Source organism: Sphingomonas sp. BAUL-RG-20F-R05-02 (assembly GCF_022662305.1).
Classification (GTDB): Bacteria; Pseudomonadota; Alphaproteobacteria; order Sphingomonadales; family Sphingomonadaceae; genus Sphingomonas.
Genome location: NZ_JAKNQH010000001.1, coordinates 220,609 through 245,601, shown reverse-complemented (window position 1 = coordinate 245,601; position 24,993 = coordinate 220,609). Strand labels below are relative to the sequence as shown.

Here is a 24,993-nt window from a genome sequence, read left to right as displayed (position 1 = left end):
TGGACCCTGCCCTTCACCGGCAAAAGAGCATCTGGGGAGAGTGCCGCTACACCCCGCCCCCTCGCGTGCGCGGGCGCGCGTGCAGGTCGCGCGTGACAGGGGTGGCCGGCTCGGCTAGGGTTCGTCATCCAAACGAAACAATCCCGGAAGACCAATCTTGACCGACGAGACGATGCTCGCCGACCCATCGGACATTTCCCCGATCTCGATCGTCGAGGAAATGAAGACCTCGTACCTCGATTACGCGATGAGCGTGATCGTCGCGCGCGCGCTGCCCGACGTGCGCGACGGCCTGAAGCCGGTGCATCGCCGCATTCTGTATTCGGCGCAGGAAAGCGGCTTTCACTACAACCGGCCCTATCGCAAATCGGCGCGCATCGTCGGTGACGTGATCGGTAAATACCATCCGCACGGCGACAGCTCGATTTACGAAGCGCTGGCGCGGATGACGCAGGACTGGGCGATGCGGCTGCCGCTGATCGACGGCCAGGGCAATTTCGGCTCGATGGACCCCGATCCGCCCGCCGCGATGCGCTATACCGAGGCGCGTCTCGCCAAGGCGGCGAGCTTCCTCATGCAGGATCTCGACAAGGATACCGTCGATTTCGTGCCGAACTACGACGGTTCGGAAAGCGAACCGTCGGTGCTCCCTGCCCGCTTCCCCAACCTGCTCGTTAACGGCGCGGGCGGCATTGCGGTCGGCATGGCGACCAACATTCCGCCGCACAATCTCGGCGAAGTCATCACCGCCTGCCTCGCCTATATGGACGACGGCGCGATCACGACCGAGCAGTTGATGGAGATCGTGCCGGGGCCGGACTTCCCGACCGGGGCGATCATCCTTGGCCGCGCGGGCTGCCGCTCGGCGTACGAGACCGGGCGTGGCTCGGTGATCGTGCGGTCGCGCTACACGATCGAGGAAGCGCGCGGCGACCGCCGCTCGATTGTGCTGACCGAGATCCCGTTCCAGCAGGGCAAGAACGCGCTGGTCGAGAAGATCGCCGAGGCCGCCAAGGACAAGCGCATCGAAGGCGTCAGCGATATTCGCGACGAATCGAGCCGTCATGGCGTGCGCGTCGTCATCGATCTCAAGCGCGATGCCACCGCCGACGTGGTGCTCAACCAGTTGTGGCGGCATACGCCGGCGCAAGGGTCGTTCCCGGCCAACATGCTGGCGATCCGGGGTGGCCGCCCCGAACTGCTCAACCTGCGCGACTTTATCCAGGCGTTCATCCAGTTCCGCGAACAGGTCATCACCCGCCGCTCGAAGTTCGAGCTGAACAAGGCGCGCGAGCGGGCGCATATCTTGCTCGGCCTCGTCATCGCGGTGACCAACCTCGACGAGGTGGTGCGGATCATCCGGGGATCGGCCTCGCCTGCGGAAGCACGCGCCAAGCTGATCGCGCGCGATTGGCCGTCGAGCGAGATCCTGCCGTACCTCAAGCTGGTCGAGGCGTTCGACGTCGAGGCGACCGGCGACAGCTACCGCCTGTCCGAGATCCAGGTCCGCGCGATCCTCGATCTGCGTCTGCACCGCCTCACCGCGCTCGGCCGCGACGAGATCGGTGACGAGCTGAAGGGGTTGGCGGACTCGATTGCCGAGCTGCTCGAGATCCTCGGCAATCGCGTGCGCCTCTACGAGGTGATGCGCGAGGAGCTGGTCGCGGTGCGCGACGAGTTCGCCACGCCGCGCCGTACCGAGATTGCCGCCGCCGCCGACGGGATCGACGACGAAGACCTGATCGAGCGCGAGGACATGGTCGTCACCGTGACGATGCAGGGCTATATCAAGCGCACCACGCTAGACACGTTCCGCTCGCAGGCACGCGGCGGCAAGGGTCGCGCGGGCATGGCGACCAAGGACGAGGATGTCGTCACCAACCTGTTCGTCACCTCGACGCACACGCCGGTGCTGTTCTTCTCGACCCTCGGCAAGGTCTACCGCATGAAGGTTTGGAAGCTGCCCGAGGGCGGCGCCGCCACGCGCGGACGGCCGATGATCAACCTGTTGCCGCTAGCCGAGGGTGAGGTCATTTCGACCGTGCTGCCGCTGCCGGAGGACGAGACCGAGTGGAGCGCGCTCCACGTCATGTTCGCCACTGCCAAGGGCAACGTCCGTCGCAATTCGATGGACCTGTTCACCAACGTGCCGACCGCCGGCAAGATCGCCATGAAGTTCGAGGGCGAGGACGAGGACGACCGGCTGATCGGCGTTGCGCTGCTTGACGAGAGCGATGACGTGCTGCTCGCGACACGGCAGGGCAAGGCGATCCGCTTCGCCGCCGATGATGTGCGGGAGTTCCAGAGCCGCAACTCGACCGGCGTTCGCGGAATGCGCCTCGCCGCTGGCGACGAGGTGATTTCCTTGTCCACGCTGCACCGCGTCGGCGCGACTCCAGAGGAGCGGGAGACCTATTTGCGCTTCGCACCGTGGAAGGGCGAGAAGGAAGGCGAACCGAGCCTGGAACAGGCGCGCTACGACGAACTGGTGTCGCGCGAACAGTTCATCCTCACCGTCTGCGCGAACGGCTATGGCAAGCTGTCGAGCGCCTATGATTACCGGCGTTCGGGCCGTGGCGGGCAAGGCATCACCAACATCGACAATATCGGCCGCAACGGTCCGGTGGTGGCGAGCTTCCCGGCATCGAAGGGCCATCAGTTGATGCTGGTGACCGATCAGGCCAAGCTGATCCGCATGTCGCTCGGTTCGCTGCGCGTCATCAGCCGCAACTCGGCGGGCGTGCGGTTGTTCGATGTGGCCAACAACGAGCATGTCGTTTCGGCCGCGCGGATCGAGGAAACCGAAGGCGAGGCCGAGGCCGACGTGCGCGATCCGCTCGCCCCGCTGGAAGTCGCGCCGGACGATGGCGCAATCGTGGGCGAGGATTCGATCGCCGGGCCGGAGGATGGCGAATGAGCGAACAGCCGATGACCGCTTATAAAGTGCTGACCGCCGCGCAGATGGCGGAGCTGGAAACGGGCAGCTTCGCCGGCGCGCCGATTGATCTGGAGGATGGCTACATCCACTTGTCGACGGCCGCGCAAGTGACCGAAACGGTCGACAAGCATTTCGCCGATCAGCACGATCTCCACATCGCCGCAGTCGACCTTGAAGCGCTGGGCGATGCGGTGAAGTGGGAGGCATCGCGCGGTGGCGCGCTGTTCCCGCACCTGTATGGTGGCCCACTGCTGCTGGAAACGGTGGTCGCCTATGGTCCGCTGACCCGCCATGACGACGGCAGCGTGGCGTTGCCGGTGGCCGGCTGATCTGCCCCCGTTAAGCTCCCCCGGCGCAGGCCTGGGTTCAGGTACGGAACGCGGGTAAACTGGCGGTAGCATTCCCGCGCGACAGAGTTTCCATCTGAGCGCCGGGGACGCGCTAACGCTTGCAAGCGTTCCCTTTTCGTTCGGCGTCCGCTATACCGCCCGCATGGACTCGCCCGCCGTCCGGAAAATCATCCACATCGACATGGACGCGTTTTTCGCGTCCGTAGAGCAGCGCGATAATCCGGCGTTGCGCGGCCTGCCGGTCGCGGTCGGCTCCGCCTCGGCGCGCGGGGTGGTGGCGGCGGCGAGTTACGAGGCGCGTGTGTTCGGCGTGAAATCCGCGCTGCCTTCGGTTACGGCGCTCAGGCGTTGCCCCGATCTGGTGTTCGTGCGGCCGCGCTTCGACGTCTACAAATCGGTGTCGCGGCAGATCCACGCGATCTTCGCCGAGTTCACGCCCGTAATCCAGCCGCTGTCGCTGGACGAGGCGTACCTCGACGTGACCGCTAATCCGCGCAACCTGCCGACCGCATGGGCGACCGCCAAGGCGATCCGCGCGCGTATTCTGGAGGAAACCGGCCTCACCGCCTCCGCCGGCATCTCGTACAACAAGTTCCTTGCCAAGCTCGCCTCGGACCACCGCAAGCCAAACGGCCAGTTCGCGGTGACGCCGGACATGGGCGCGGCGTGGGTCGAAACGCTGCCGGTGTCACGCTTCCACGGCGTCGGCCCGGTCACCGCGCGGAAAATGGCATCGCTCGGCATCGAGACGGGGGCGGACCTGCGCGCCAAGTCGCACGCCTTCCTGAGCCGCCATTTCGGGAGCTCGGCGGACTGGTATCACGCGATCGCGCGCGGCGTGGACCACCGCCCGGTCAACCCCGACCGGGTGCGTAAATCCTCCGGCTCGGAAACCACCTTTCGCAGCGACCGCACCGAACCTGCCGAGGTCGAGGCGGGCGTGCTGGAGATGGCGGACGACGTTTGGGAATGGTGCGAGGCCGCTCAGGCGTTCGGCCGCACCGTGACGGTGAAGGTGAAATATAACGACTTCCAGCAGATCACCCGCAGCCGCAGCGCCACCCGCCCGGTGCGCAGCCGCGACGATCTCCATGCCGCCGCGCTTGCGCTGGTGCGATCGGTGTTGCCGACCGACAAGGGTATCCGGCTGGTCGGCGTGACGGTCTCGAATTTCGAGGCAGCTGAGGACAATACGCTGCCGCTGTTCGACGCCGTCAGTGACTAGGCGTCGAACCCGGTGAACGCCGCCCGCTGACCGAGCGCGCCGAAACCATGCAGCCGGCAGAACGGATGCGCCGATTGCGTGCAGCAATCCGACCTAGTCGCTCAGTCTTTATCAGGGCACCGACACTGGCGCGGGGAACTGCCTCGGAAATTGCGCGAACAGCGCATCCGCCAGTTTTCCGGCGACCGCTTCGGGCGTACCTGCGCGGGTGCCGTCTACCTGCGCCGTCACCGCGCTGCCGCTCCAGACCGGATGATTGTCGCTGCGCACGAGAAACGTGACCTTGAGTTCGGTGACGATCAACCCGTGGAGCTGATCGTCTTTCTTCGGCAGACCCACTGCCAGCCCCGTACCCCAGTTCGACACTCCGAAGGCGGGGCGCGACTTGGTGCCGGACGTTACCGCGCCACGCATGGTGTGAGTGACGACGACCGTCGCGATGTACCGGCTGTGGCTGGGCTTCGGCAGCGGGGTAAAGCCTGCGCGCATGATCGCAGCTTGAACCGCATCGACAAACGCGGGCTCGCTCTGCGCGGGTGTGGCGGCGCCGGCAGGCTCGATCGTGAAGGTGCCCGGCGTGACGCCGTTCGCCTCCGATGCCGATGGCACGGCAAGCGCAGCAGTCGCTCCGGCAGAAATCAACAACAGAAACATCGACTTGCCTCGCGACTTTGAGAGCGGTGATGCGCCGTATCGGTCGCTACACCCGGATACAAGCGCCGTTCGGGATCGTCGCCCGACGATGCACCCCCCTCCTCAGGGATCAAGCGATCGCGCGCTGCTCCGGACCGCGACATGGACCAGCACAGCGGTCGAAAGCAGCACGGTCGACACCAGCCCCGCGATCGAGAGCAGCCCGCCGCTCGTCACTTTCACGGTTGCACTCAGCCCCGCGTGTCGACCAAGCGCCAGTGAGACGTTGGCACGGTGGTGGGCGGGTCTTCGGCCAAGCTTCATGTTCATGCCGGTGCAACGCCGCTGCGGCCCTCGGGTTCATCGCTGCCCGTCATAACCGCGTCTGCGCGCGCGCCGTAACGCCGGGCTAGCGTCGCGCAGACGAACAACTGCGCCTGATGGAACAGCATCAGCGGCAGGACGATCAGGCCAACCGCGTGGCCGGGGAACAGGATCGCCGCCATCGGGATTCCGCCCGCCATGCTCTTCTTGGAGCCGCAGAACACGATGGCGATCTCGTCCTGTGTCGAGAAGCCGAGGCGGCGGCTGACGACGGTGGTCGCGGCCAGTACGAACGCGAGGATGGCAAGATCGACAGCCAGCACCGCAACGATGCTCGCCGGTGAAAGCTGATACCAGATGCCAGCGACCATGCCCGCGCTGAATGCGGCGTACACCACCACCAGCACCGATCCGCGGTCTACCACCATCGTCAGCAGCGGGTGACGCATCAGCCACGCACCGATCAACGGGCGCAGCGCCTGCCCGACAACGAAAGGCAGCAGGATCTGCATGGCGATATCCTCCAGCGCGCCAAGCGAGAAGCCACCGCTTGCCACCGGCAACAGCTGCGACACGAGGATCGGCGTGATGATGACGCCGAGCATGTTGGAAAGCGACGCGGCGCATAGCGCACCGGCCACGTTACCGCGTGCGATCGACGTGAACGCGATCGAGGACTGTACGGTGGAGGGCAGCAGACACAGGAACAGCAGCCCCGCGCGCACCTCGCTCGACAACACGCCGCGGAGTGCGAATGTAACGGCGAGGCCGACAAGCGGGAATAGCAGATAGGTGCTGGCAAAAATCAGCGCCTGCAACCGCCAGTGCGACAGCCCGCCCCAGATCGCCTCGGGCTTCAGTCGCGCGCCGTAGAACAGGAACAGCGCCGCCACCGCGACGTTCACGCCGCGATCGACCCAGATCGCCGCATCGCCGCGCGCGGGCAGCACGGCGGCAAGTACGACGGTGGCGATCAGCAACAACAGGTACCGGTCAACCCGGCGGATCATGGCGAACATGGCAGACGTCCTTCCCCTCGGCCCGCGCCGCGTTCGGTCGCGGCGGACAGGCGAAGTGTCGACGCGCATGTACGGTCCGCGCCGAGGGCATACAATGCGATAGCCGCGCCAGCGATCATCACATATCGTGAGGCCATGATTTTGTAGCTCCAACCTAGCTGCGGTTGGGCGGCCCCTAGAAACGCTCGCTTGCCGAAATCCGTCGCGGACCGACTTAGGCTTACTCTATCCTCTTCGCGCAATCGGAACCCCGTGTGACCACCCTCACCCATTTGCAACGGCTTGAATCGGAAGCCATCCACATCCTGCGCGAAGTCGTCGCCGAGGCGGAGAAGCCGGTGATGCTGTACAGCGTCGGCAAGGATTCGGCGGTGATGCTGCACCTTGCGAAGAAGGCGTTCTACCCCGCGCCACCGCCGTTCCCGCTGCTTCATGTCGACACCACCTGGAAGTTCCAGGAGATGTACCGCCTACGCGACCGTGCCGCCGCCGAAGCGGGAATGGAGCTGCTAGTGTATCAGAATCCCGAGGCCAAGGCGCGGGGCATCAACCCCTTCGATCACGGCCCGCTCCACACCGACATGTGGAAGACCGAAGGGTTGAAGCAGGCGCTCGACCTGTACGGCTTCGACGCGGCATTCGGCGGCGCGCGACGTGACGAGGAGAAGAGTCGCGCCAAGGAACGGATCATCTCGTTCCGCACCGCCTCGCACCGCTGGGACCCGAAGGCGCAGCGCCCCGAACTGTGGCACCTCTACAACGTCCGCAAGGCCAAGGGCGAGAGCATGCGGGTGTTCCCGATCTCGAACTGGACCGAGCTCGACATCTGGCAGTACATCCACCTCGAAGGCATCGAGATCGTGCCGCTGTACTTCTCCGCGCCGCGCCCGACGGTGGAGCGGGACGGCATGCTGCTGATGGTGGACGATGACCGCTTCCGCCTTGCGCCGGGTGAGGAGCCGGTGACGCGCTCGATCCGGTTCCGCACGCTCGGCTGCTATCCGCTCACCGGCGCGGTGGAGAGCGAAGCGACGACGCTGCCGCAGGTGATCCAGGAGATGCTGCTCACCACCACCAGCGAACGCCAGGGCCGCGCGATCGACAAGGACGGTGGCGACGCCAGCATGGAGAAGAAGAAGCAGGAGGGGTATTTCTGATGACACCCGCCGAAACGATCTACCGGACCGATGATCTCATCGCCGCCGACATCGATGCGTATCTCGACGTGCATCAGCACAAGACGATGCTGCGGTTCATCACCTGCGGCTCGGTCGATGACGGCAAATCCACGCTGATCGGGCGGTTGCTGTACGACGCCAAGATGATCTTCGAGGACCAGCTCGCCACGCTGGAGGCGGACAGCAAGCGTGTCGGCACGCAGGGTGGCGAGATCGACTTCGCGCTGCTGGTCGATGGCCTCGCTGCCGAGCGCGAGCAGGGCATCACCATCGACGTGGCCTATCGCTTCTTCGCGACCGAAAAGCGCAAGTTCATCGTCGCGGATACGCCCGGGCACGAACAGTATACGCGTAACATGGTGACCGGCGCCTCCACCGCCGACCTCGCCGTGATCCTGATCGACGCGCGCAAGGGCGTGCTGACCCAGACGCGGCGGCATTCGTACCTCGCCCACCTGATCGGCATCCGCAACATCGTGCTGGCGGTGAACAAGATGGATCTGGTCGGCTACGACCAGGCGACGTTCGACGCGATCGTCGCGGAATACACCGCCTTCGCCAAGTCGATTGGCATCGATGCGTTCGTCGCGATGCCGATCTCGGGCTTCAAGGGCGACAACATCACAGCCGCCAGCGCTAACACGCCGTGGTACACCGGGCCGTCGTTGATGGAGCATCTCGAAACCGTTGCGGTCGATGCGACGGTCGATGCCGTCAAGCCGTTCCGCATGCTGGTGCAATGGGTCAACCGCCCCAACCTCGATTTCCGCGGGTTCGCCGGGCTGATCGCGAGCGGGCGGGTGCGGCCCGGGGATGCGATCCGCGTGTTGCCCTCCGGCAAGACCTCAACCGTCAAGCGCATCGTCACCGCCGACGGCGATCTCGACGAAGCGGTGGCGGGCCAGTCGGTGACGCTGACGCTTGCCGACGAGGTGGATTGCTCGCGCGGCGACGTGATCGCCGCCGCCGATGCGCCGCCGCAGGTTGCCGACCAGTTCGAGGCGACGATCGTATGGATGGACGAGGCGCCGCTGCTGCCCGGCCGTGCCTATTGGCTCAAGATCGGCAGCCAGACCGTCTCCGCGACGGTGCAGCAGCCGAAATACCAGGTCAACGTCAACACCATGGAGCAACTCGCCGCCAAGACGCTCGAGTTGAACGCGATCGGCGTCGCCAATCTCACCACCGACCGACCGATCCCGTTCGAGCCGTACGCGGCCAATCGCGATTTGGGCGGCTTCATCCTGATCGACAAGATGACCAACGCGACCGTCGCGGGCGGGATGATCCACTTCAGCCTGCGCCGCGCCGACAACATCCACTGGCAGGCGGTCGACGTCAGCCGCGCCGCGCATGCCAAGCAGAAGTGGCAGCAGCCCCGCCTCGTCTGGCTGACCGGCCTGTCGGGATCGGGCAAATCAACCATCGCCAATATCGTCGAGAAGAAGCTGTACGCGTTCGGCAAGCACAGTTTCCTGCTCGACGGCGACAATGTGCGGCATGGCCTCAACAAGGATCTCGGCTTCACCGATGCCGACCGGGTAGAGAATATCCGCCGCGTGGGCGAGGTCGCCAAGCTGATGACCGATGCCGGGCTGATCGTCATCACCGCGTTCATTTCGCCATTCCGCTCCGAACGCGACATGGTGCGCGCGATGCTGCCGGCGGGCGAGTTCATAGAGGTACATATCGACACCCCGCTCGCCGAAGCCGAGGCGCGCGACGTCAAGGGCCTGTACAAGAAGGCGCGCGCCGGTGAATTGCGCAACTTCACCGGCATCGACAGCCCGTACGAGCCACCCGAACACCCCGAGATCCGCATCGACACCACCAGCATGAGCGCAGAAGCTGCCGCCGACCTGATCGTCGAACAGATCGTCGGCATCTGGAGCCATGACCTGTGAACGACGCCGAACTCGCCGCGCACCTCGCCGAGACCGCCGGGCGTATCCTGCTCGAAGTGCGCGCGAGCGGCGTACTGACCGGCAAGGCGCTTGGCGTGGCGGGCGATCATACCGCCAACCAGTTCCTCGTCCACGCGATCCGCAGCGCGCGGCCCGATGACGCGCTGCTCTCCGAGGAAATGCAGTGCGACGGCACCCGCATCGGCCAGTCGCGCGTGTGGATCATCGATCCGGTCGACGGCACGCGCGAATATGGCGAGGCACGCGCCGACTGGGCGGTGCACGTCGCGCTGGCGATCGACGGCGTGGCGAGCGTCGGCGCGGTGGCGCTGCCCGGGCTCGGCGTGGTGTTGCGCAGCGACCGCCCCGCGCCGGTGCCGCCCGCCCCGCCAGTATTGCGGATGGTGGTCAGCCGCAGTCGTCCCGCGCCGGAAGCGGTGATGGTGGCGGAACGGCTCGGTGCGGAGCTGGTGCCGATGGGCTCGGCTGGCGCCAAGGCGATGGCGGTGGTGCGTGGGCAAGCCGACATCTACCTCCATTCCGGCGGCCAGTATGAATGGGACAATGCCGCACCGGCGGCGGTGGCGGCGGCGCACGGCCTGCACTGCTCGCGCATCGACGGCAGCCCGCTCGTCTACAATCAGGCGGACGTGTACCTGCCCGACCTGCTGATCGCGCGGCCCGACCATGCCGCCACGGTGCTGGCGCTGCTGCGCGGCTGAGCTTGCCAAGCGGGGCGGCCGGGGCCAATCGGGCGGAATGACCCAGCCGATCCGCCCGCGCCGCTCGATGCTCTACGTCCCCGGCGACAAACCGCGTGCGCTGGAGAAGGCCAAGACGCTGGCGTGCGACGCGATCATCTTCGATCTGGAGGACGCGGTCGGGCCGGAGAACAAGTCGCGCGCGCGCGCGGCGATCGCCGAGGCGGTGCGCGCCGGCGGCTACGCCACCCGTGAACTGATCCTGCGGGTAAGCGCGCCCGACAATGCCGACGATCTCGTACTGGCGGCGGCGCTGCCGATCCACGGCGTGCTGTTGCCCAAGGTCGAGGCGCCCGCCACCGTCACGACCGTCGCGCGTACCTGCCCGCATCCCATCTGGTGCATGATCGAGACGCCACTCGGCGTTCTGCGCGCAGGCGAAATCGCCGCCGCGTCCGATCGGCTCGCCGGGTTCGTCGCTGGAACCAACGACCTCACCAAGGATCTGCGTGCACGCCACACCCCGGATCGCGCGCCGCTGCTCACCGCGCTGTCGCTGATGGTGCTGGCGGCGCGGGCTTACCGTCTGGCGGTGATCGACGGCGTGCATCTCGATCTCGACGATCTCGCCGGGTTCGAGGCGGCGTGCCGGCAGGGCGTGGAGCTCGGCTTCGACGGCAAGTCGCTCGTCCACCCCAATTCGATCGACATCGCCAACCGTATCTTCGGCCCCGCGCCAGACGAGATCGCGCAGGCCCGCCGCATCGTCGCCGGCTGGGCGGAGGCGCGTGCGCAGGGCTTGGGCGTGACACGGATCGACGGCGCGATGGTGGAGCAGCTCCATTTCGACGCCGCCGAACGGCTGCTCGCGCTGGCCGACGTGATCGCGCGGACATGACCAACATCGCCGACCTGCTCCACGCCGCCGCCGCTGCGGCGGGCGATCGCGCCGCGCTGGTCTGCGACGGCGAACGCTGGAGCTACGCCGAACTGTGGGCGGCGGCAGGTGGTGCGGCGACGCTGTTCCGCGACAGTGGCGCGCAATACGTCGCGCTGCTCGACGGCAACGGCGCGGCGGGCGTGATCGCGCTGTTCGGCGCGGCGATCGCCGGATTGCCGTACGCACCGCTTAACTACCGCCGCAGCGACGCTGATCTGCGCGCGCTGCTCGCCCGCATCGCGCCGGCGTACCTGATCGTCGGCGACGGCCACACCGCCCCGCCGGGCGCGACCGTAATCGATAGCACCACCTTCGTGGCCGCCGCGCGGCAAGCCACCCCGTTGCACACCCACACCGGCGACGGCGTGGCGGTGCAGATCTTCACCAGCGGTACCACCGGCGCGCCCAAGGCGGCATTGCTCCACCACGCGCATCTGCTCGCCTATGTCGCCGCCACTGCTGCGCCGCTGCCGGCGACCGCGCACGAAGGCTCGCTGGTCAGCGTGCCGCCCTATCACGTCGCCAACATCGTCGCGCTACTTACCGCGATCAACGCGCGGCGGCGGCTGATCCTGCTCCCCGCCTTCGACACCGAGGCGTGGCTGGCCCTCGCCGTGGCCGAAGCGCCGACCTACGCCTTCCTCGTGCCGACCATGCTTGCGCGTATCCTCGACCGGATCGATGATACCGCACCACTCGCCTCGCTCACCGCGATCTCGTACGGCGCGGGGCGGATGCCGGCGGAGTTGCTCGACCGTACGCTCACCCGTTTCCCGCTCGCACGCTTCACCAACGCCTATGGCCTGACCGAAACCAGCGCGACGATCTGCTCGCTCTCCCCCGAAGACCACCGCACCGCCCATGCCGCAACCGATCCGGCGATCCGCGCACGCCTGCGATCGGCTGGGCGACCGCTGCCCGGCATCGACATCGCCATCCGCGACGCCGCCGGCGCTCCCCTGCCCGCCGGCCAGCGCGGCGAAGTCTACGCACGCGGCGCGCAGGTATCGGGCCTGTACCACGATCGAGATGCACGCGATGCGGACGGCTGGTTCGCCACGCGCGATCTCGGCTGGCGCGACGGCGATGGATACCTGTTCCTCGAAGGCCGCGCCGACGACGTGATCGTGCGTGGCGGCGAGAACATCTCACCGGGCGAGATAGAGGACGCCTTGCTCGCCCATCCCGCCATCGCCGACGCCTGCGCGGTCGGCCTGCCGTCGCCCGAATGGGGCGAGACGATCGGCGTGGCGCTGGTGCTGCACCCCGGCCACGCCGCCCCAGCCGACGATGCGATCCGCGCGCATGTCCGCACGCGGCTGCGCTCCTCTCGCGTGCCGGAACGGATCGCGGTGCTCGATACCCTGCCCTATAACGATCTCGGCAAGCTGCTGCGGCGAGAAGTGCGCGCGTCCCCTCTACTCAGGAGCCACGAGACCCTGTAAGCGGCGCGCATCATGACCGAATACAGCTCCGATCTGCTCCGCCTGCTGTCCGCGCGCGGCTACATCCACCAGGTAACCGACGCGCACGGCCTCGACGCGCTCGCCGCCAAGCAGATCGTGCCCGGCTATATCGGCTTCGATCCCACTGCGCCGTCGCTCCACGTCGGCAGCCTCGTCCAGATCATGATGCTGCGCCGCCTTCAACAGGCCGGGCACAAGCCCGTCGTGCTGATGGGCGGCGGCACGGGCAAGATCGGCGATCCCTCGTTCAAGGATGAGGCGCGCAAGCTGCTCACCGACGATACGATCACCAGCAACGTCGCCTCGATCAAACGCGTGTTCGAACGGTTCCTCACCTTCGGCGACGGGCCTTCGGATGCGGTGATGGTCGATAACGCCGACTGGCTCGACAAGCTCGAATATATCCCGTTCCTGCGCGAGATCGGCCAGCATTTCTCGATCAACCGGATGCTCAGTTTCGATTCGGTCAAGCTGCGGCTCGACCGCGAACAGTCGTTGAGCTTTCTCGAATTCAACTATATGATTTTGCAAGGTTATGACTTCCTCGAACTGTCGCGCCGTTCGGGTGTGCGGTTGCAGATGGGCGGATCGGACCAGTGGGGTAATATCGTCAACGGTATCGAACTCACCCGCCGCGTCGCCGGCGAGACGGTGTACGGCCTGACCACCCCGCTCATCACAACGGCGGACGGCGCCAAGATGGGCAAGACCATGTCGGGCGCGGTGTGGCTCAACGCGGATGCACTGCCCGCGTATGATTACTGGCAGTTCTGGCGCAACACGCAGGACGCCGATGTCGGCCGGTTTCTGCGGCTGTTCACCGACCTGCCGCTCGACGAGATCGCCCGGCTGGAGGCACTGCAGGGCGCGGAGATCAACGACGCCAAGAAGATCCTCGCCGACGCCGCCACCGCGCTGTGCCGTGGCGAAGCCGCCGCCGCCGAGGCTCGCGAAACCGCGCGCCGCACCTTTGAGGAAGGCGCGGCTGGCGACGCGCTGCCGACGTTTACGGTCGAAGGCGGCAGCATCGCCATTCTCGATGCGCTCGTCGCCCTCGGTCTGGTCGCATCGAAGGGTGAGGCCAAGCGGCTCATCAAGGGCGGCGGCGCACGCGTCGGCGACGACAAGGTGAGCGACGAGGCGCTGATCGTGACGGTCGGCGCCGCGCCGGTGCGGATCGCTGCCGGCAAGAAGCACCACGGGTTGCTCGTCGCCTCCACGCCATCGGCGTGAAGCACGGTTGAACAGCTTCCTTTTTCCGCGAGCTTCAGTATCGCCGTCTAGCGTCGATCCGGATCAGGAGACGAGGCGGCGATGATGGGGCAAGCAGCACGGGCTGGCTAGCAAGCACGCAGGCAGCAGCGCGACGCGCTGAAACATCACGCACACGCGCGAGCGCAGACTGTGGCTGCTGGTCGTGGCGCGCTGCGACCACGCGGTCGGCGTGGATGAGCGGCTGCGGGTGATGCTGCCGATCATCGGAGAAAGGTACGGCGTGGTGCGCGGGGCGCTCGGTGAACGGATCGGCTGCGAACGCGATGCACCGAGCGGCGCACTAGGCTATTACCAGATGCTGCGAAAGGTGGGCCACTGCGGACTGACGCGTCAGGCGCGCGCCTCGGGGTAGTCAATGGCGATCACTTCATACTCTCGCTCGCCCGCCGGCAACGTCACGCGGCGCAGATCGCCCACCGTGCTCCCCCGCAAGGCGCGCGCGAGCGGTGCGTTCCAGCCGATCTTGCCGGCGCCGGCATCGGTCTCATCGTCGCCGACCAGCGTCAGGTCGCGCTCGTTATCATCTTCATCGGCAATGGTGACGGTCGCGCCGAACCACACTCGGCTGCGATCGCCCTGTGCCGAGGGGTCGACGATCTTCGCCGCCTTCATCCGCCGCGCGAGGAAGCCCAGCCGGCGGTCGATCTCGCGCAGTCGTTTGCGGCCGTAAATGTAATCGCCGTTCTCAGACCGGTCGCCGTTGCCCGCCGCCCAGGAGATCACGTCAACCAGCTTGGGCCGCTCGTCCCCTAACAGCGCGTCATACTCGGCGCGCAGCACCGCGTACCCTGCGGGCGTGATGTAATTGGGGCGGTCGTTCATCGCGCGTGCGGAGGCTCAGCCCGGCCGGCCCTTGCCAAGATACCAGCTGATCCGGTTTGCGCCGGTCGAGCGCGCGTGTTGCGGGTTCATCAGATCGTACACCACCGCGTTTTCCAGCACGCGCTGAACGTAGTTCTTGGTCTCGTAGATCGGGATCGCCTCGATCCAGTCGACGATGTCGACGCTGCCGGTGCGTGGGTCGCCGTTGGCGCGCAACCACTTGTTCACGTTGCCCGGTCCGGCATTGTACGCGGCGACCGCCAACGGGTAGCTGCCATACAGATTGAAGATGCGCGCAAAATAGCTCGACCCCACCATGATGTTGTAATCGGTGTCGGTGATCAGGCTGCCGGCATTGTAGCCGAGGCCGAGCTTCGTCGCGGTTTCGCGCGCGGTGCCCGGCATCAGCTGCATCAGCCCGCGCGCGCCGGCATGGCTGATCGCGGCGCGGTCGAACTGACTTTCCTGCCGCGCGATGGCATGGATCATCACCCAGTTGTCGTTGGCGCTGGCCGGCACGCGCACGGTCGGGAAACCGACTGTCGAATAATCGCTGAGACCGTTCTGAAGCGCGCTGCGCCCGACCATCACGCCGAGATCGGGGCGACCCAGCATGCGCGACAGTTCGGTGGCGAGTACGTGATCGCTGTCGCTCTTCGCGTCGATCGCGATCTGGCGGACGAACGCGCTTTGATCCTCCCAATCGCCGGCGGTGCCGAGATATTGCGCGGCGCGCACCACTTCGCGGCCGTAGAAAGCATCGCGCGCGCTCGCATCGACCGGACGCATCACCGGTGCACCGGGTGCGGTCAGCGCGCGGCCCAGCCGCTCGGTGGCAAGCTGCCCGTAAAACAGATCAGGGAAGCCCGCAGCCTGCGTGTAATAGCTTGTCGCGACATCGCGCTGCCCCGCCGCCTCCGCAGCGCGACCCGCCCAGTACAAACCCTTGGACTGCGTGGTCGGCGTCTTCGAGGCGTGGGCATACCGGGCGAACAGCGCCACTGCATCCGCCGGGCGGCCAAGCTGCTTCAGCGCGGTGTAGCCGGCCAGCCAGACGAGACTGGTATAATCGTCCCGCTCGCCATACGGCTGCGCGCTGACGTCGGTGCCGAGCGGGTAGGCGTCATCCACCTGCCGCGCGATGTCGTAGGCGGTGGCATATTGCGCGTCCGCCGCCGCGCCCTTGGCGTTGGCGAGCAGTACTTCGTACCACTCCTCGACATTGCCCGGTCGTGTCGCCAGCGCCGGGCGCCGCGCGAGCAATTCGCGCGCGCCGAAGCCGCCGTTGTTGCGCAACCACGTCGCGCGATCCGCCAGCCAGCCCGGATCGGCCGCGCCATAGGCCTGCGTCGCGATCGCCTGGGACGGCGCATCGGCCGCGTTGGTACGAAACGCGAGCCGCGCCGTGAACACCGGGCGACGCGCATAGCTGGTCAGCGCAAGCTGGCGCTGCGCCGCCGACGTCGCGCCCTGCCACAAGAGCGCATCCATACGCGCATCGTGATCCGCCGGCGTCAGCGCACCCGAGAAGCCGGAAATGATCGCCGTCTCGTCGTTTACGGACAAGTTGCCCGACACCCAGGCATTGCGCGCCGCAACGTTGGCCTCGTCACGGTAGCCGGCAGCGGCAAGGCTCTGCGCGAACCGCACCTTGCCGGCAGCGGTCAGCGGCGGAAAGCGGCGGAAGAACGCCACCGTGGTGCTTGGCGAAACCGGCGTCGTGCCGTCAAGCGTGCGTTCGGCAGCGCGGCGCAGCGCCATCTCGGCGGGCCAGCCAGGATGTGCGATGAGGAAATTGGCGTAGGTTTCAAACGGATAACCGCTGGTCTGCTGGAGCGACTTCCACTGCGCGATCGCCGCTGATAACGCCGCGCTCTGGGCCGGATATTGCTGCTGCGTCAGCGCCTGTGTGGCGCGACCCCAGCCGAGCTGCTCCTGCGCACTCCCGGCAACCGCCAGCGCGCCGGATGCACCGGCGGCCAGCAAAGCGATTTTAACGACACTTGGAACCATTCGCGACTTATAAGCGAAACACGCTAACCTGTCTCGTCTCAAACGCGAAAACTGCGGTGGGCGGTTGAGCCGGGCACAGCCGCCGCCAGATGCGATCAGCCGTACACCGTGTCGCCCAACCACCCCGCTATGGCGCCGCGACGATCGCGGGGCTGACGGCCGAGATGGCAACGCTCCGACCATCAGCCCCGCGACTATCAGCGGGTCAGCTTCTTGTACGCCAGCCGGGTCGGGCGATCGGCGGCATCGCCAAGGCGACGGCGCTTGTCTTCCTCGTAGCTTTCGAAATTGCCCTCGAACCATTCGACATGGCTGTTGCCCTCGAACGCGAGGATGTGCGTGGCGAGGCGATCGAGGAAGAAACGATCGTGGCTGATCACCACCGCGCAACCCGCGAAACTCTCCAATGCCTCTTCCAGCGCGCGCAAGGTTTCGACGTCGAGATCGTTGGTCGGCTCGTCGAGCAGCAGGACGTTGCCGCCCTCCTTCAACATCTTCGCCATGTGGACGCGATTGCGCTCACCACCGGAAAGCTGGCCGACCTTCTTTTGCTGGTCCTGACCCTTGAAGTTGAACGCGCCGACATACGCGCGCGTGCCAAGCTCCTGCTTGCCGAAGCGGAACACGTCGAGTTCGTCGGAAATTTCCTGCCAGACGTTCTTGTTGGGGTCGAGATCGTCGCGCGACTGGTCGACATAGCCGAGCCGCACCGTCGAGCCGACTTCCAGCGTCCCCTCGTCGGGCTGTTCCTGCCCGGTGATGAGCTTGAACAGCGTCGATTTGCCCGCGCCGTTCGGCCCGATCACGCCGACGATGCCGCCGGGCGGCAGCGTGAATTCGAGGTTTTCGAACAACAGCTTGTCGCCGTACGACTTGGTCAGGCCCTTCGCCTCGATCACCTTGCCGCCAAGCCGCTCGGGGATCTGGATGAGGATCTGCGCCTTGCCGATCGAACGGTTTTCCTGCGCCGCCATCAGCTCGTCGAACGCGCGGATACGCGCCTTGGACTTGGTCTGGCGTGCCTTCGGGGTCTGACGCATCCAGGCCAGCTCGTCGGCGATCGCCTTCTGCTTGCCCTGCTCTTCGCGCTCTTCCTGCGAAAGCCGCTGCGACTTCTTCTCGAGATAGCCCGAATAGTTGCTCTCGTAGGTGTAATAGCGCCCGCGATCGAGCTCGAGCACCCAGTTCACCACGTTATCAAGGAAGTAGCGATCATGGGTGACGAGGATGACGTTGCCGGTATATTCCTTGAGGAAGTTTTCCAGCCACTGCACGCTCTCGGCATCGAGGTGGTTGGTCGGCTCGTCGAGCAGCAGGATGTCAGGCTTCTCGAGCAGCAGCTTGCACAACGCCACGCGGCGCTTCTCACCGCCCGACAGGTTGGTGACCGGGCTGTCGCCAGGCGGGCAGCGCAAAGCCTCCATCGCCTGTTCGAGCTGGCTGTCGAGGCTCCAACCGTCGGCGGCGTCGATCTTGGCCTGAAGGTCGCCCATTTCCTCCATCAGCGCGTCGAAATCGGTATCGTCCTTGGGATCGCCCATCTCCGCCGAGATCGCGTTGAAGCGCGCCAGCATGTCGGCAATCGGGCCAGCGCCGTCGCGTACGTTGCCGATCACGTCCTTGGTGGGATCGAGTTGCGGCTCCTGCGGCAGGTAGCCGACCTTGATGCCGTCCGCCGCCCAGGCTTCGCCGGTGTAATCCTGGTCGATGCCGCCCATGATCTTCATCAGCGTCGACTTGCCCGAGCCGTTGGGGCCGATGATCGCGATCTTGGCGTCGGGCAGGAACTGGAGATGGATGTTGTTGAGTACGGGCTTGGGCGCGCCCGGGAAGGTCTTGGTCAGGCCCTTCATCACATAGGAATATTGGACGGCCATGCGGGGTCGTGCTCCAGGACTGCGGATTGGTGGAATTACCAGTGCATTTAAGAGGATCGCGACCAATTGGCAACGTGATCGCGGGAACGTGGTCGCCGCCTCCATATCGCCATTGCGGAACTCTGCGACCTTCCCCTACTCAACCCCGTCCGTCGGCAGTTCGTGACGGCGCGTTCACCCGTCAAACCGCCACTTCGGAAGACCTCATGAACCCTTCGCGCCTCGCCCTGCTGTCCTGCGCCCTCACCCTCCCTACCCTGCTCGGCTCGGCCGCAATCGCGCAGCGCGTGATGCCCGCCGCCGTTGCGCCCGACGCGAAGGTGGCGGCGCTGCGCGACGCGGCGCTGAACGACGACGTCGCGTGGGATATCGTCGAGGGCATCACCACCGAGATCGGCCCCCGTCCGGACGGGTCCGACGCAGAGGTGCGCGCGCGGACTTGGGCCGTGGCGAAGCTGAAAAGCCTTGGCTTCAGGAACGTGCGGATCGAACCCTATGATCTCCACAACGTGTGGGAGCGCGGCGCGGAGACGGCGGAGGTGGTGGCGCCCTACCCCCAGAAACTGCGCCTTACCGCGCTCGGAAATTCCGGTGCGACGCCGGCGGCGGGGTTGACCGCGCCGGTGGTGTATTTCGAGACGATCAACGATCTCATGCTCGCGCCAGCGGGCAGCCTTGCCGGCAAGATCGCCTTCGTGTCCAACGCGATGCAGCCGACGCAGGACGGCTCGGGCTATGGTACCAACGGACTTGCGCGCTTTCTCGGGCCGAACCTTGCCGCCAAGAAGGGTGCGGTCGCGCTGGTGATCCGCTCGATCGGCACCGATCACGGACGCGGGCCGCACACCGGCACGACCAATTTCGAAGCCGGCGTCGCGCCGATCCCCGCCGCCGCGCTGTCGGTGGCGGATGCCGAAAACCTCGAGCGCATGCTCAAGCGCGACAAACCTGTCACGCTGCACCTTACACTGACTCCCCACTTCATCGGCACTCGCCCATCGGGCAATGTCGTAGCGGAGGTACAGGGCACCGATCCATCAGCAGGGATCATCACCATCGGCGGGCACCTCGACAGCTGGGATCTCGGCACCGGCGCTATCGACGATGGTGCGGGTTTCGCGATCACCACGGCGGCGGCCAAGCGGCTGATGGAAGCCGGCAAACACCGTCGCACGATCCGCGTCGTGTGGTTCGGCGATGAGGAAACCGGCGGGTTCGGCGGCATCGCCTATGCCAAGGCGCATGCCGGCGAACGCCACGCGCTCGCCGCCGAATCAGACTCGGGCGCAGACAATGTGTGGCGCTTCAACACCCATTTTCCGGATGCCGCGAAGCCGGTGGCGGATCGCCTCGCCGTCGCGCTCGCGCCGATCGGCGTGGTGCGCGGGCATGAAACGGTTCATGGCGGCACCGATGTCGAGCCGACGCTGGCACTCGGTGCGAGTGGCATTGATCTCAACCAGTCTGCGCTGCGCTATTTCGACTGGCACCATACGCCGGAGGACACGCTGGACCGGATCGATCCCGTACAATTGCGGCAGAATGTGGCTGCCTGGACGGCGATGCTCGCGGTCGTCGCCGACGCCCCGGAGCCTTTGCTGGACGTAAATCCGCAAAAATAAGCCGAACCGAGGCAAAAACCGGATTTACAACCGGTGACTGGATTTGCGAATGGAACGTCACGGATGGGCGCAAGTTCATCCACGTTCGCGACGGCACTCAGGCCGGCCGCGAAGAATACAGACTGCTTTGGGAGCAATCGCATGAAGAAAATCGCCCTTGTTCTCGTCGCCGCCGGCCTGATGTCGCTCGCCGCCTGCAACAAGAACCCCGAGGCCGCCGCTATCGAGAACAACGCCGACATGGTCGCGGACAACATCGATTCGGCTGCCGACAACATGGACGCCATGGCCGACAACACGTCGAACGCCACGGCATCGGACGTTCTGTCGAACGCCGCTGACAACGCGCATGACATGGCTGACAACGTCCGCGCGGACGGCGACGCCAAGGCTGACAACGTCACCAAGTGATGTTTTCCGCTGGCCGGTTTCGATCGGTCGCGGATTGATGAAGGGCGTCCCCTCGGGGGCGCCCTTTTTTACGGTTCGGCGCTGCCGTCCAGGAGAATTTGTACCATGAAGACCATGATCGCGTTCGATCTCGACGGGACGCTGGCCGAGAGCAAGCAGCCGATCGGCGACGAGATGTCCCTGTTGCTCAAGCACCTGCTCGACGTTGCACAGGTGGCGGTAATCTCGGGCGGCGATTGGCCGCAGTTCGAGAAACAGGTCGTCGGTCGCATGCAGGGCGACGCGAAGCTCGAACGCCTGTTCATCATGCCCACCACCGGCACCAAGCTGTTCCGTTACGACGGCACGACCTGGCAGACGATCTACAACGACGCCTTTACGTCCGAGGAGCGCGACCAGATTCTCGCCGCGCTCAACAAGGCGTGGGACGAGGCGGGCTTTGGCGGCGAGCAGACCTGGGGTGAGCGGATTGAGGATCGCGGCAGCCAGATCACCTTGTCCGCGCTTGGCCAGCAGGCCCCGCTCCATGCCAAGGAAGGCTGGGATCCCGATCAGGAGAAGCGCCGCAAGTTGCAGGGCATCCTGCGCGGCATGCTGCCCGAACATTCGATCAATATCGGTGGCGCCACTTCGGTCGACATCACCCGCAAGGGCATCGACAAGGCGTACGGCATGCGCCGCCTGTGCGAGCACGCCGGTATTGAGTTCGACAACATCCTGTTCATGGGTGACGCGATCTATCCGGGCGGCAACGACGATCCGGTCCGCGCGGCGGGTATCGATTCGATCAAGGTGCGGGACATGGCGGACACCGCCGTCGCGATCACGGCGGTGATCGCCTGCGTGAAAGCCTGAGCCACCGCGTCGCCCTGGCAACGCCGGGGCGACGCGATACCTAGCACTCGACCACCACGCGCTTCATCGGCGCGAGTTTTGCGAGAAGACGGTTCTTCACAAGCATATCGGCGACATACAGCCCCATGTTCTTGTGCGCGTCGTGCCGGTTGCCCAAGAAACGACCGTATCGTCGCGATCGGTGACCTGGTCACGCAGGAAGCCTGCCGCCAGGCTTGTGAACGGCCCGAACATGTCCGTGTCGCGGTCAACGTCTTGCCGCTCCGGTTCCGCAACCGCGCGTTCGCCAGCATCATCTTTCAGGCTTGTCGCAGCGGTCTCTCTCCCCTCCGCCGGCTTGAGGTCGTGATCAGCTTCGACAAGCCGTTCACCCGAGCTCCTCTCGAATTCACATCGGTGCCGTATACGGGTAGTCGATCCGCGGAAGGATCGCTCATGCCGCTCTACGCCTTTGAGGGCCACCAGCCCACGCTTGCCGAAAACGTCTGGGTCGCCCCCAGTGCGGACCTGATCGGCGCCGTCCATCTCGCACCGGACGTAAGCATCTGGTTTGGCGCAGTGATCCGCGCGGACAACACCGCCATCACCATCGGCGCACGCAGTAACGTGCAGGATGGTGCGATGCTTCATTCCGATCCGGGTGCGCCGCTCACGATCGGGGCGGATTGCACGATCGGGCACCGTGCGATCCTGCACGGCTGCACGATTGGGCCCGACGTGCTGGTCGGGATGGGTGCGGTGATCCTTAATGGGGCGACGATCGGCCCGGGATCGCTGGTCGGCGCGGGCGCGCTCGTCACTGAAGGCAAGAGCTTTCCGAGCGGCAGCCTGATCATCGGCAGCCCGGCCCGTGCCATACGCGAACTCAGCCCGGCCGAGACGGAGAAGCTGGTCGCTTCCGCGGAAGGTTATGTCGACAAGGCTCGACGTTTTGCACGCAGCCTCACTCGTCTGAACTGATTTCTTCCGGAGAGATTTTTCTTCTCAACACTAGACAGACGAAGACTGTTGTGGTGTGTTCCGACTCGAGGGAACAGGGGAGAGGTTCCTGTCCGGTCGCAATCGCCCGCGCACGTAACGCAGGGGTCGCGGTCGCCATCTCGTACGGCCGCCACGTGGGCGTGATGCGGCCCGATGTCTTGATACCGACAGGGGAGCATAGTGATGACGATCGACCTACTCGACCGCGAAGCACGCGAGGAACTTCAGGATCGCGGATACTCACGCCGCCAGCTCGGCCGCATCGCCATGCTGCTCGGCGCCGGCGCCGCAGTAACGCAATTGTCGAGCGGCGCGCGCGCGCAGCAATCCGCCAAGGCGCTTGTCGGTGCAGTGCGGATCGGCTCCAACGAATGCTGGACCGGACCGTTCACGGAAGGTGTACAGGCCTCCGGCGCGATGGCGGAGCGTGGCAACCGTTACGAGCCAGACAACGAACACGCCAAACTCGTCGCCGCCGTTGCGCAGGTCGAAGGCGTCACACCCGAATGCGTCCTCGCCTGGCCAGGATCGAGCGATCCGCTGAACCGTTCGGTCGTCACCTTCTGTTCGCCGCAAAAGGGGCTGGTGACGGCGAACCCGACGTACGAGCAGAGCTGGCGCACCGCCCAGTGGCTTCAGATCAAGCCGACACGCGTGCCGCTGACGCCTGACTACCGCCATGACGTGAAGGCGATGCTGGCCGCCGATCCCAACGCCGGCCTCTACTACATCTGCTCGCCCAACAATCCGACCGGCACGCTGACGCCGATCGCCGACATCGAGTGGCTGCTCGCCAATAAGCCGAAGGACTCGGTGGTGCTCGTCGACGAGGCGTACATTCACTTTGCCGGTACCCAGAGTGCCGCCAAGCTTGCCTGCACGCGCAACGACGTGATCGTGATGCGCACGTTTTCCAAACTGTTCGGCATGGCCGGGATGCGGCTCGGCCTCACCATCGCGCATCCCGATCTTTACAAGCGGATGATGCGCTATGACGGTGGCCAGGTCACCAACATGCTGCCGATGACCGCGGTGGCGTGTGGCACCGCCGTCCTGCCACTCGCCGACAAGATCGCCGCGCGGCGCGCCGAAATGATCGCGGTGCGAGAGGAGACACTCGCCCACGTCAAGAAACGCGGGTTGAAGTACATTCCTTCGCAGGCAAACATGTTCATGGTCGACTGGGGTGCCGGCAAGGATCCCAAGGCAATGCAGTCGGCGCTGATCGCGCAGGGCGTGCAGATCGGCCGTTCATGGGACGCTTACCCGACGATGAGCCGCGTCACGGTGGGCTCGGCGGAAGACATGGCCAAATTCCGCAGCGCCCTCGATACCGTTCTGAAAGCATAGCGAAGGAGCGCGGTCGGCGACGGCCGCGCTGCCCGTACAGATCCGGGTGCGGTGCCTCGCAGCATGAAGGCCCGCGTTCGCCGCTTCGTCGTGCGGACTGGCTTGGAGGTCCTGCGCGCGGATGCGAGACCCAGCGAACCAAAGCACTTTTGTCTATCCGTCATCCTCTATAGGGGCGGAACGTGCCTCCGCCCACCGTCACCGACTTGTTCCGCTTTCCGGTGAAGAGCCTGCGCGGCCAAGCCCTCGAATGCGCAAAGATCGGGCCGCGCGGGATCAGTGGCGATCGGCGCTGGATGCTGGTCGACGATAACGGCCGCTTCGTCACCCGACGTGAGGTGCCGGAGCTGGCGCTGTTCGACACTGTTTCGGACGGGCGTGCGTTGGTGATCCGGCACTTGGTCCACGGCTGCTGTCGCGTTCCTCAGCCTGATGACGACGCTCCTACGATCGAGGTTCGGATCTGGGGCGATACCGTGCGTGTAAGAACCACGGGAGACGCCAGCACGAGGTATTTGTCGCGCGCACTCGGACGGTCGGTGCGGCTGGTGTATCAGGGTGACGATGGCGTCCGCCCGATCGATCCCGGCTTTGCGGTGCCGGGCGATCAGATCGCGCTGTCGGACGGTTTCCCGTGCTGCTGGTTACAACCGCATCACTCGCCGCGCTCAACGCAGACCTGGCGGAGCCGGTGGCGATGGCGCGGTTCCGGCCCAACATCGTTATCGACGGTACGACTGCGTGGCGGGAGGATCACTGGCGGCGCATCCGCATCGGCAACGTAACCCTGCGCCTCCCTAAGCCATGCTCGCGCTGTATCGTCATCACGCAAGACCCGCTCAGCGGCGCGCGCGAAAATGGCAATGAACCATTATCGACGCTGATGCGCATCGGACGCATGGGCAAAGGTGGCGTGATGTTCGGCCAGAATGCCATAGCCGAGAACAGCGGCACGATCAGCGTTGGCGACCGGATCGATGTTTTAGAGGAAGGCGCCTCAAACCTGCGATAACGTGCCGGATCCTCGTGTAGCGGTCCGCGACCTCGACCTAGATTTCGGTGGAACCGTCGCTGCAAGCTCGGACGGTATAACGCGGGCACCGCGCGGG

At 65.8% G+C, this 24,993-nt stretch carries 22 protein-coding genes and 1 pseudogene; 17 read left to right on the top strand and 6 right to left on the bottom strand.

Annotation, left to right across the window (positions count from 1 at the left end; translation table 11 throughout):
- Nucleotides 1–157 precede the first annotated feature (157 nt).
- The 3 genes from gyrA to dinB all read left to right on the top strand — a co-directional run bounded on the left by gyrA (nt 158) and on the right by dinB (nt 4,513).
- Entirely contained in the window at nt 158–2,917 is a 2,760-nt protein-coding gene (gene gyrA / locus L8F97_RS01140) for a DNA gyrase subunit A (RefSeq protein WP_242146164.1), read from the top strand.
- Nucleotides 2,914–3,267 carry a DUF952 domain-containing protein gene (locus tag L8F97_RS01135; RefSeq protein ID WP_242146163.1) on the top strand — a complete coding sequence of 118 codons (354 nt, stop codon included), beginning with the start codon at nt 2,914–2,916 and terminating at the stop codon, nt 3,265–3,267. The genes gyrA and L8F97_RS01135 overlap by 4 nt, the downstream gene beginning before the upstream one ends.
- Nucleotides 3,268–3,430: 163 nt before the next feature.
- Nucleotides 3,431–4,513 (top strand): DNA polymerase IV, encoded by a 1,083-nt coding sequence (gene dinB / locus L8F97_RS01130; RefSeq protein ID WP_242146162.1) that lies wholly within the window; start codon nt 3,431–3,433, stop codon nt 4,511–4,513.
- A 111-nt stretch (nt 4,514–4,624) separates the two neighbouring features.
- Here the strand turns inward: dinB and L8F97_RS01125 are convergent, their stop codons facing one another.
- From L8F97_RS01125 to L8F97_RS01115, 3 genes are all read right to left on the bottom strand, one after another.
- Nucleotides 4,625–5,167: a hypothetical protein gene (locus L8F97_RS01125; protein ID WP_242146161.1), complete on the bottom strand. Its 543-nt coding sequence runs from the start codon at nt 5,165–5,167 to the stop codon at nt 4,625–4,627.
- 102 nt (nt 5,168–5,269) lie between these two features.
- Nucleotides 5,270–5,476: a hypothetical protein gene (locus tag L8F97_RS01120; protein WP_242146160.1), complete on the bottom strand. Its 207-nt coding sequence runs from the start codon at nt 5,474–5,476 to the stop codon at nt 5,270–5,272.
- A complete protein-coding gene (locus tag L8F97_RS01115; RefSeq protein WP_242146159.1) occupies nt 5,473–6,489 on the bottom strand; it encodes a bile acid:sodium symporter family protein in 1,017 nt (338 codons plus the stop codon). The genes L8F97_RS01120 and L8F97_RS01115 overlap by 4 nt, the downstream gene beginning before the upstream one ends.
- A 254-nt stretch (nt 6,490–6,743) precedes the next feature.
- Here L8F97_RS01115 and cysD point away from each other — a divergent pair, with 254 nt between their 5' ends.
- From cysD to L8F97_RS01080, 7 genes are all read left to right on the top strand, one after another.
- Nucleotides 6,744–7,646 carry a sulfate adenylyltransferase subunit CysD gene (gene cysD / locus L8F97_RS01110; protein ID WP_242146158.1) on the top strand — a complete coding sequence of 301 codons (903 nt, stop codon included), beginning with the start codon at nt 6,744–6,746 and terminating at the stop codon, nt 7,644–7,646.
- Nucleotides 7,646–9,571: a sulfate adenylyltransferase subunit CysN gene (cysN, locus tag L8F97_RS01105; RefSeq protein WP_242146157.1), complete on the top strand. Its 1,926-nt coding sequence runs from the start codon at nt 7,646–7,648 to the stop codon at nt 9,569–9,571. The genes cysD and cysN overlap by 1 nt, the downstream gene beginning before the upstream one ends.
- Nucleotides 9,568–10,293, top strand: coding sequence for a 3'(2'),5'-bisphosphate nucleotidase CysQ (locus tag L8F97_RS01100; protein WP_242146156.1), 726 nt, complete (start codon nt 9,568–9,570; stop codon nt 10,291–10,293). Before cysN ends, L8F97_RS01100 begins: the two co-directional genes overlap by 4 nt.
- 37 nt (nt 10,294–10,330) lie before the next feature.
- Nucleotides 10,331–11,170: an HpcH/HpaI aldolase/citrate lyase family protein gene (locus tag L8F97_RS01095; RefSeq protein ID WP_242146155.1), complete on the top strand. Its 840-nt coding sequence runs from the start codon at nt 10,331–10,333 to the stop codon at nt 11,168–11,170.
- On the top strand, nt 11,167–12,657 hold the full coding sequence (locus L8F97_RS01090) for a class I adenylate-forming enzyme family protein (protein WP_242146154.1): 1,491 nt from the start codon (nt 11,167–11,169) through the stop codon (nt 12,655–12,657). The genes L8F97_RS01095 and L8F97_RS01090 overlap by 4 nt, the downstream gene beginning before the upstream one ends.
- A 12-nt stretch (nt 12,658–12,669) precedes the next feature.
- Complete coding sequence (gene tyrS / locus L8F97_RS01085; protein WP_242146153.1) at nt 12,670–13,911, top strand: tyrosine--tRNA ligase; 1,242 nt, start codon at nt 12,670–12,672, stop codon at nt 13,909–13,911.
- Between the two features lie 184 nt (nt 13,912–14,095).
- Nucleotides 14,096–14,305 (top strand): hypothetical protein, encoded by a 210-nt coding sequence (locus L8F97_RS01080; RefSeq protein ID WP_242146152.1) that lies wholly within the window; start codon nt 14,096–14,098, stop codon nt 14,303–14,305.
- On the opposite strand, the gene greB is transcribed toward L8F97_RS01080, so the two are convergent.
- The 3 genes from greB to ettA form a co-directional block, all read right to left on the bottom strand.
- Complete coding sequence (gene greB, locus L8F97_RS01075; RefSeq protein ID WP_242146151.1) at nt 14,284–14,775, bottom strand: transcription elongation factor GreB; 492 nt, start codon at nt 14,773–14,775, stop codon at nt 14,284–14,286. The two genes, L8F97_RS01080 and greB, sit on opposite strands and share 22 nt — an antisense overlap.
- Before the next feature lie 15 nt (nt 14,776–14,790).
- Complete coding sequence (locus L8F97_RS01070) at nt 14,791–16,788, bottom strand: lytic transglycosylase domain-containing protein (protein WP_242146150.1); 1,998 nt, start codon at nt 16,786–16,788, stop codon at nt 14,791–14,793.
- Nucleotides 16,789–16,985: 197 nt separating this feature from the next.
- A complete protein-coding gene (gene ettA / locus L8F97_RS01065) occupies nt 16,986–18,665 on the bottom strand; it encodes an energy-dependent translational throttle protein EttA (RefSeq protein WP_242146149.1) in 1,680 nt (559 codons plus the stop codon).
- A 206-nt stretch (nt 18,666–18,871) separates the two neighbouring features.
- Here ettA and L8F97_RS01060 point away from each other — a divergent pair, with 206 nt between their 5' ends.
- From L8F97_RS01060 to L8F97_RS01035, 7 genes and pseudogenes are all read left to right on the top strand, one after another.
- A complete protein-coding gene (locus L8F97_RS01060; protein WP_409928988.1) occupies nt 18,872–20,287 on the top strand; it encodes a M20/M25/M40 family metallo-hydrolase in 1,416 nt (471 codons plus the stop codon).
- 141 nt (nt 20,288–20,428) lie between these two features.
- Nucleotides 20,429–20,698: a hypothetical protein gene (locus L8F97_RS01055; RefSeq protein ID WP_242146148.1), complete on the top strand. Its 270-nt coding sequence runs from the start codon at nt 20,429–20,431 to the stop codon at nt 20,696–20,698.
- Nucleotides 20,699–20,803: 105 nt separating this feature from the next.
- Nucleotides 20,804–21,553 (top strand): HAD-IIB family hydrolase, encoded by a 750-nt coding sequence (locus L8F97_RS01050; protein WP_242146147.1) that lies wholly within the window; start codon nt 20,804–20,806, stop codon nt 21,551–21,553.
- Between the two features lie 435 nt (nt 21,554–21,988).
- A complete protein-coding gene (locus L8F97_RS01045) occupies nt 21,989–22,513 on the top strand; it encodes a gamma carbonic anhydrase family protein (protein ID WP_242146146.1) in 525 nt (174 codons plus the stop codon).
- A 204-nt stretch (nt 22,514–22,717) separates the two neighbouring features.
- The gene (locus tag L8F97_RS01040) at nt 22,718–23,884 is read left to right on the top strand and encodes a pyridoxal phosphate-dependent aminotransferase (RefSeq protein WP_242146145.1); all 1,167 of its coding nucleotides are present in this window, start codon (nt 22,718–22,720) and stop codon (nt 23,882–23,884) included.
- A gap of 182 nt (nt 23,885–24,066) precedes the next feature.
- A pseudogene (locus L8F97_RS22955) lies at nt 24,067–24,408 on the top strand (MOSC N-terminal beta barrel domain-containing protein); the annotation flags it as partial.
- Between the two features lie 110 nt (nt 24,409–24,518).
- A complete protein-coding gene (locus L8F97_RS01035) occupies nt 24,519–24,896 on the top strand; it encodes an MOSC domain-containing protein (RefSeq protein ID WP_242146144.1) in 378 nt (125 codons plus the stop codon).
- Nucleotides 24,897–24,993 lie beyond the last annotated feature (97 nt).

Coding starts and splice junctions, on each gene's coding strand:
- L8F97_RS01135 (WP_242146163.1), top strand. CDS start 2,914: ATGAGCGAACAGCCGATGACCGCTTATAAAGTGCTGACCGCCGCGCAG.
- dinB (WP_242146162.1), top strand. CDS start 3,431: ATGGACTCGCCCGCCGTCCGGAAAATCATCCACATCGACATGGACGCG.
- L8F97_RS01125 (WP_242146161.1), bottom strand. CDS start 5,167: ATGTTTCTGTTGTTGATTTCTGCCGGAGCGACTGCTGCGCTTGCCGTG.
- L8F97_RS01120 (WP_242146160.1), bottom strand. CDS start 5,476: ATGAACATGAAGCTTGGCCGAAGACCCGCCCACCACCGTGCCAACGTC.
- L8F97_RS01115 (WP_242146159.1), bottom strand. CDS start 6,489: ATGTTCGCCATGATCCGCCGGGTTGACCGGTACCTGTTGTTGCTGATC.
- cysN (WP_242146157.1), top strand. CDS start 7,646: ATGACACCCGCCGAAACGATCTACCGGACCGATGATCTCATCGCCGCC.
- L8F97_RS01095 (WP_242146155.1), top strand. CDS start 10,331: ATGACCCAGCCGATCCGCCCGCGCCGCTCGATGCTCTACGTCCCCGGC.
- L8F97_RS01090 (WP_242146154.1), top strand. CDS start 11,167: ATGACCAACATCGCCGACCTGCTCCACGCCGCCGCCGCTGCGGCGGGC.
- tyrS (WP_242146153.1), top strand. CDS start 12,670: ATGACCGAATACAGCTCCGATCTGCTCCGCCTGCTGTCCGCGCGCGGC.
- greB (WP_242146151.1), bottom strand. CDS start 14,775: ATGAACGACCGCCCCAATTACATCACGCCCGCAGGGTACGCGGTGCTG.
- L8F97_RS01070 (WP_242146150.1), bottom strand. CDS start 16,788: ATGGTTCCAAGTGTCGTTAAAATCGCTTTGCTGGCCGCCGGTGCATCC.
- ettA (WP_242146149.1), bottom strand. CDS start 18,665: ATGGCCGTCCAATATTCCTATGTGATGAAGGGCCTGACCAAGACCTTC.
- L8F97_RS01060 (WP_409928988.1), top strand. CDS start 18,872: ATGAACCCTTCGCGCCTCGCCCTGCTGTCCTGCGCCCTCACCCTCCCT.
- L8F97_RS01055 (WP_242146148.1), top strand. CDS start 20,429: ATGAAGAAAATCGCCCTTGTTCTCGTCGCCGCCGGCCTGATGTCGCTC.
- L8F97_RS01050 (WP_242146147.1), top strand. CDS start 20,804: ATGAAGACCATGATCGCGTTCGATCTCGACGGGACGCTGGCCGAGAGC.
- L8F97_RS01045 (WP_242146146.1), top strand. CDS start 21,989: ATGCCGCTCTACGCCTTTGAGGGCCACCAGCCCACGCTTGCCGAAAAC.
- L8F97_RS01040 (WP_242146145.1), top strand. CDS start 22,718: ATGACGATCGACCTACTCGACCGCGAAGCACGCGAGGAACTTCAGGAT.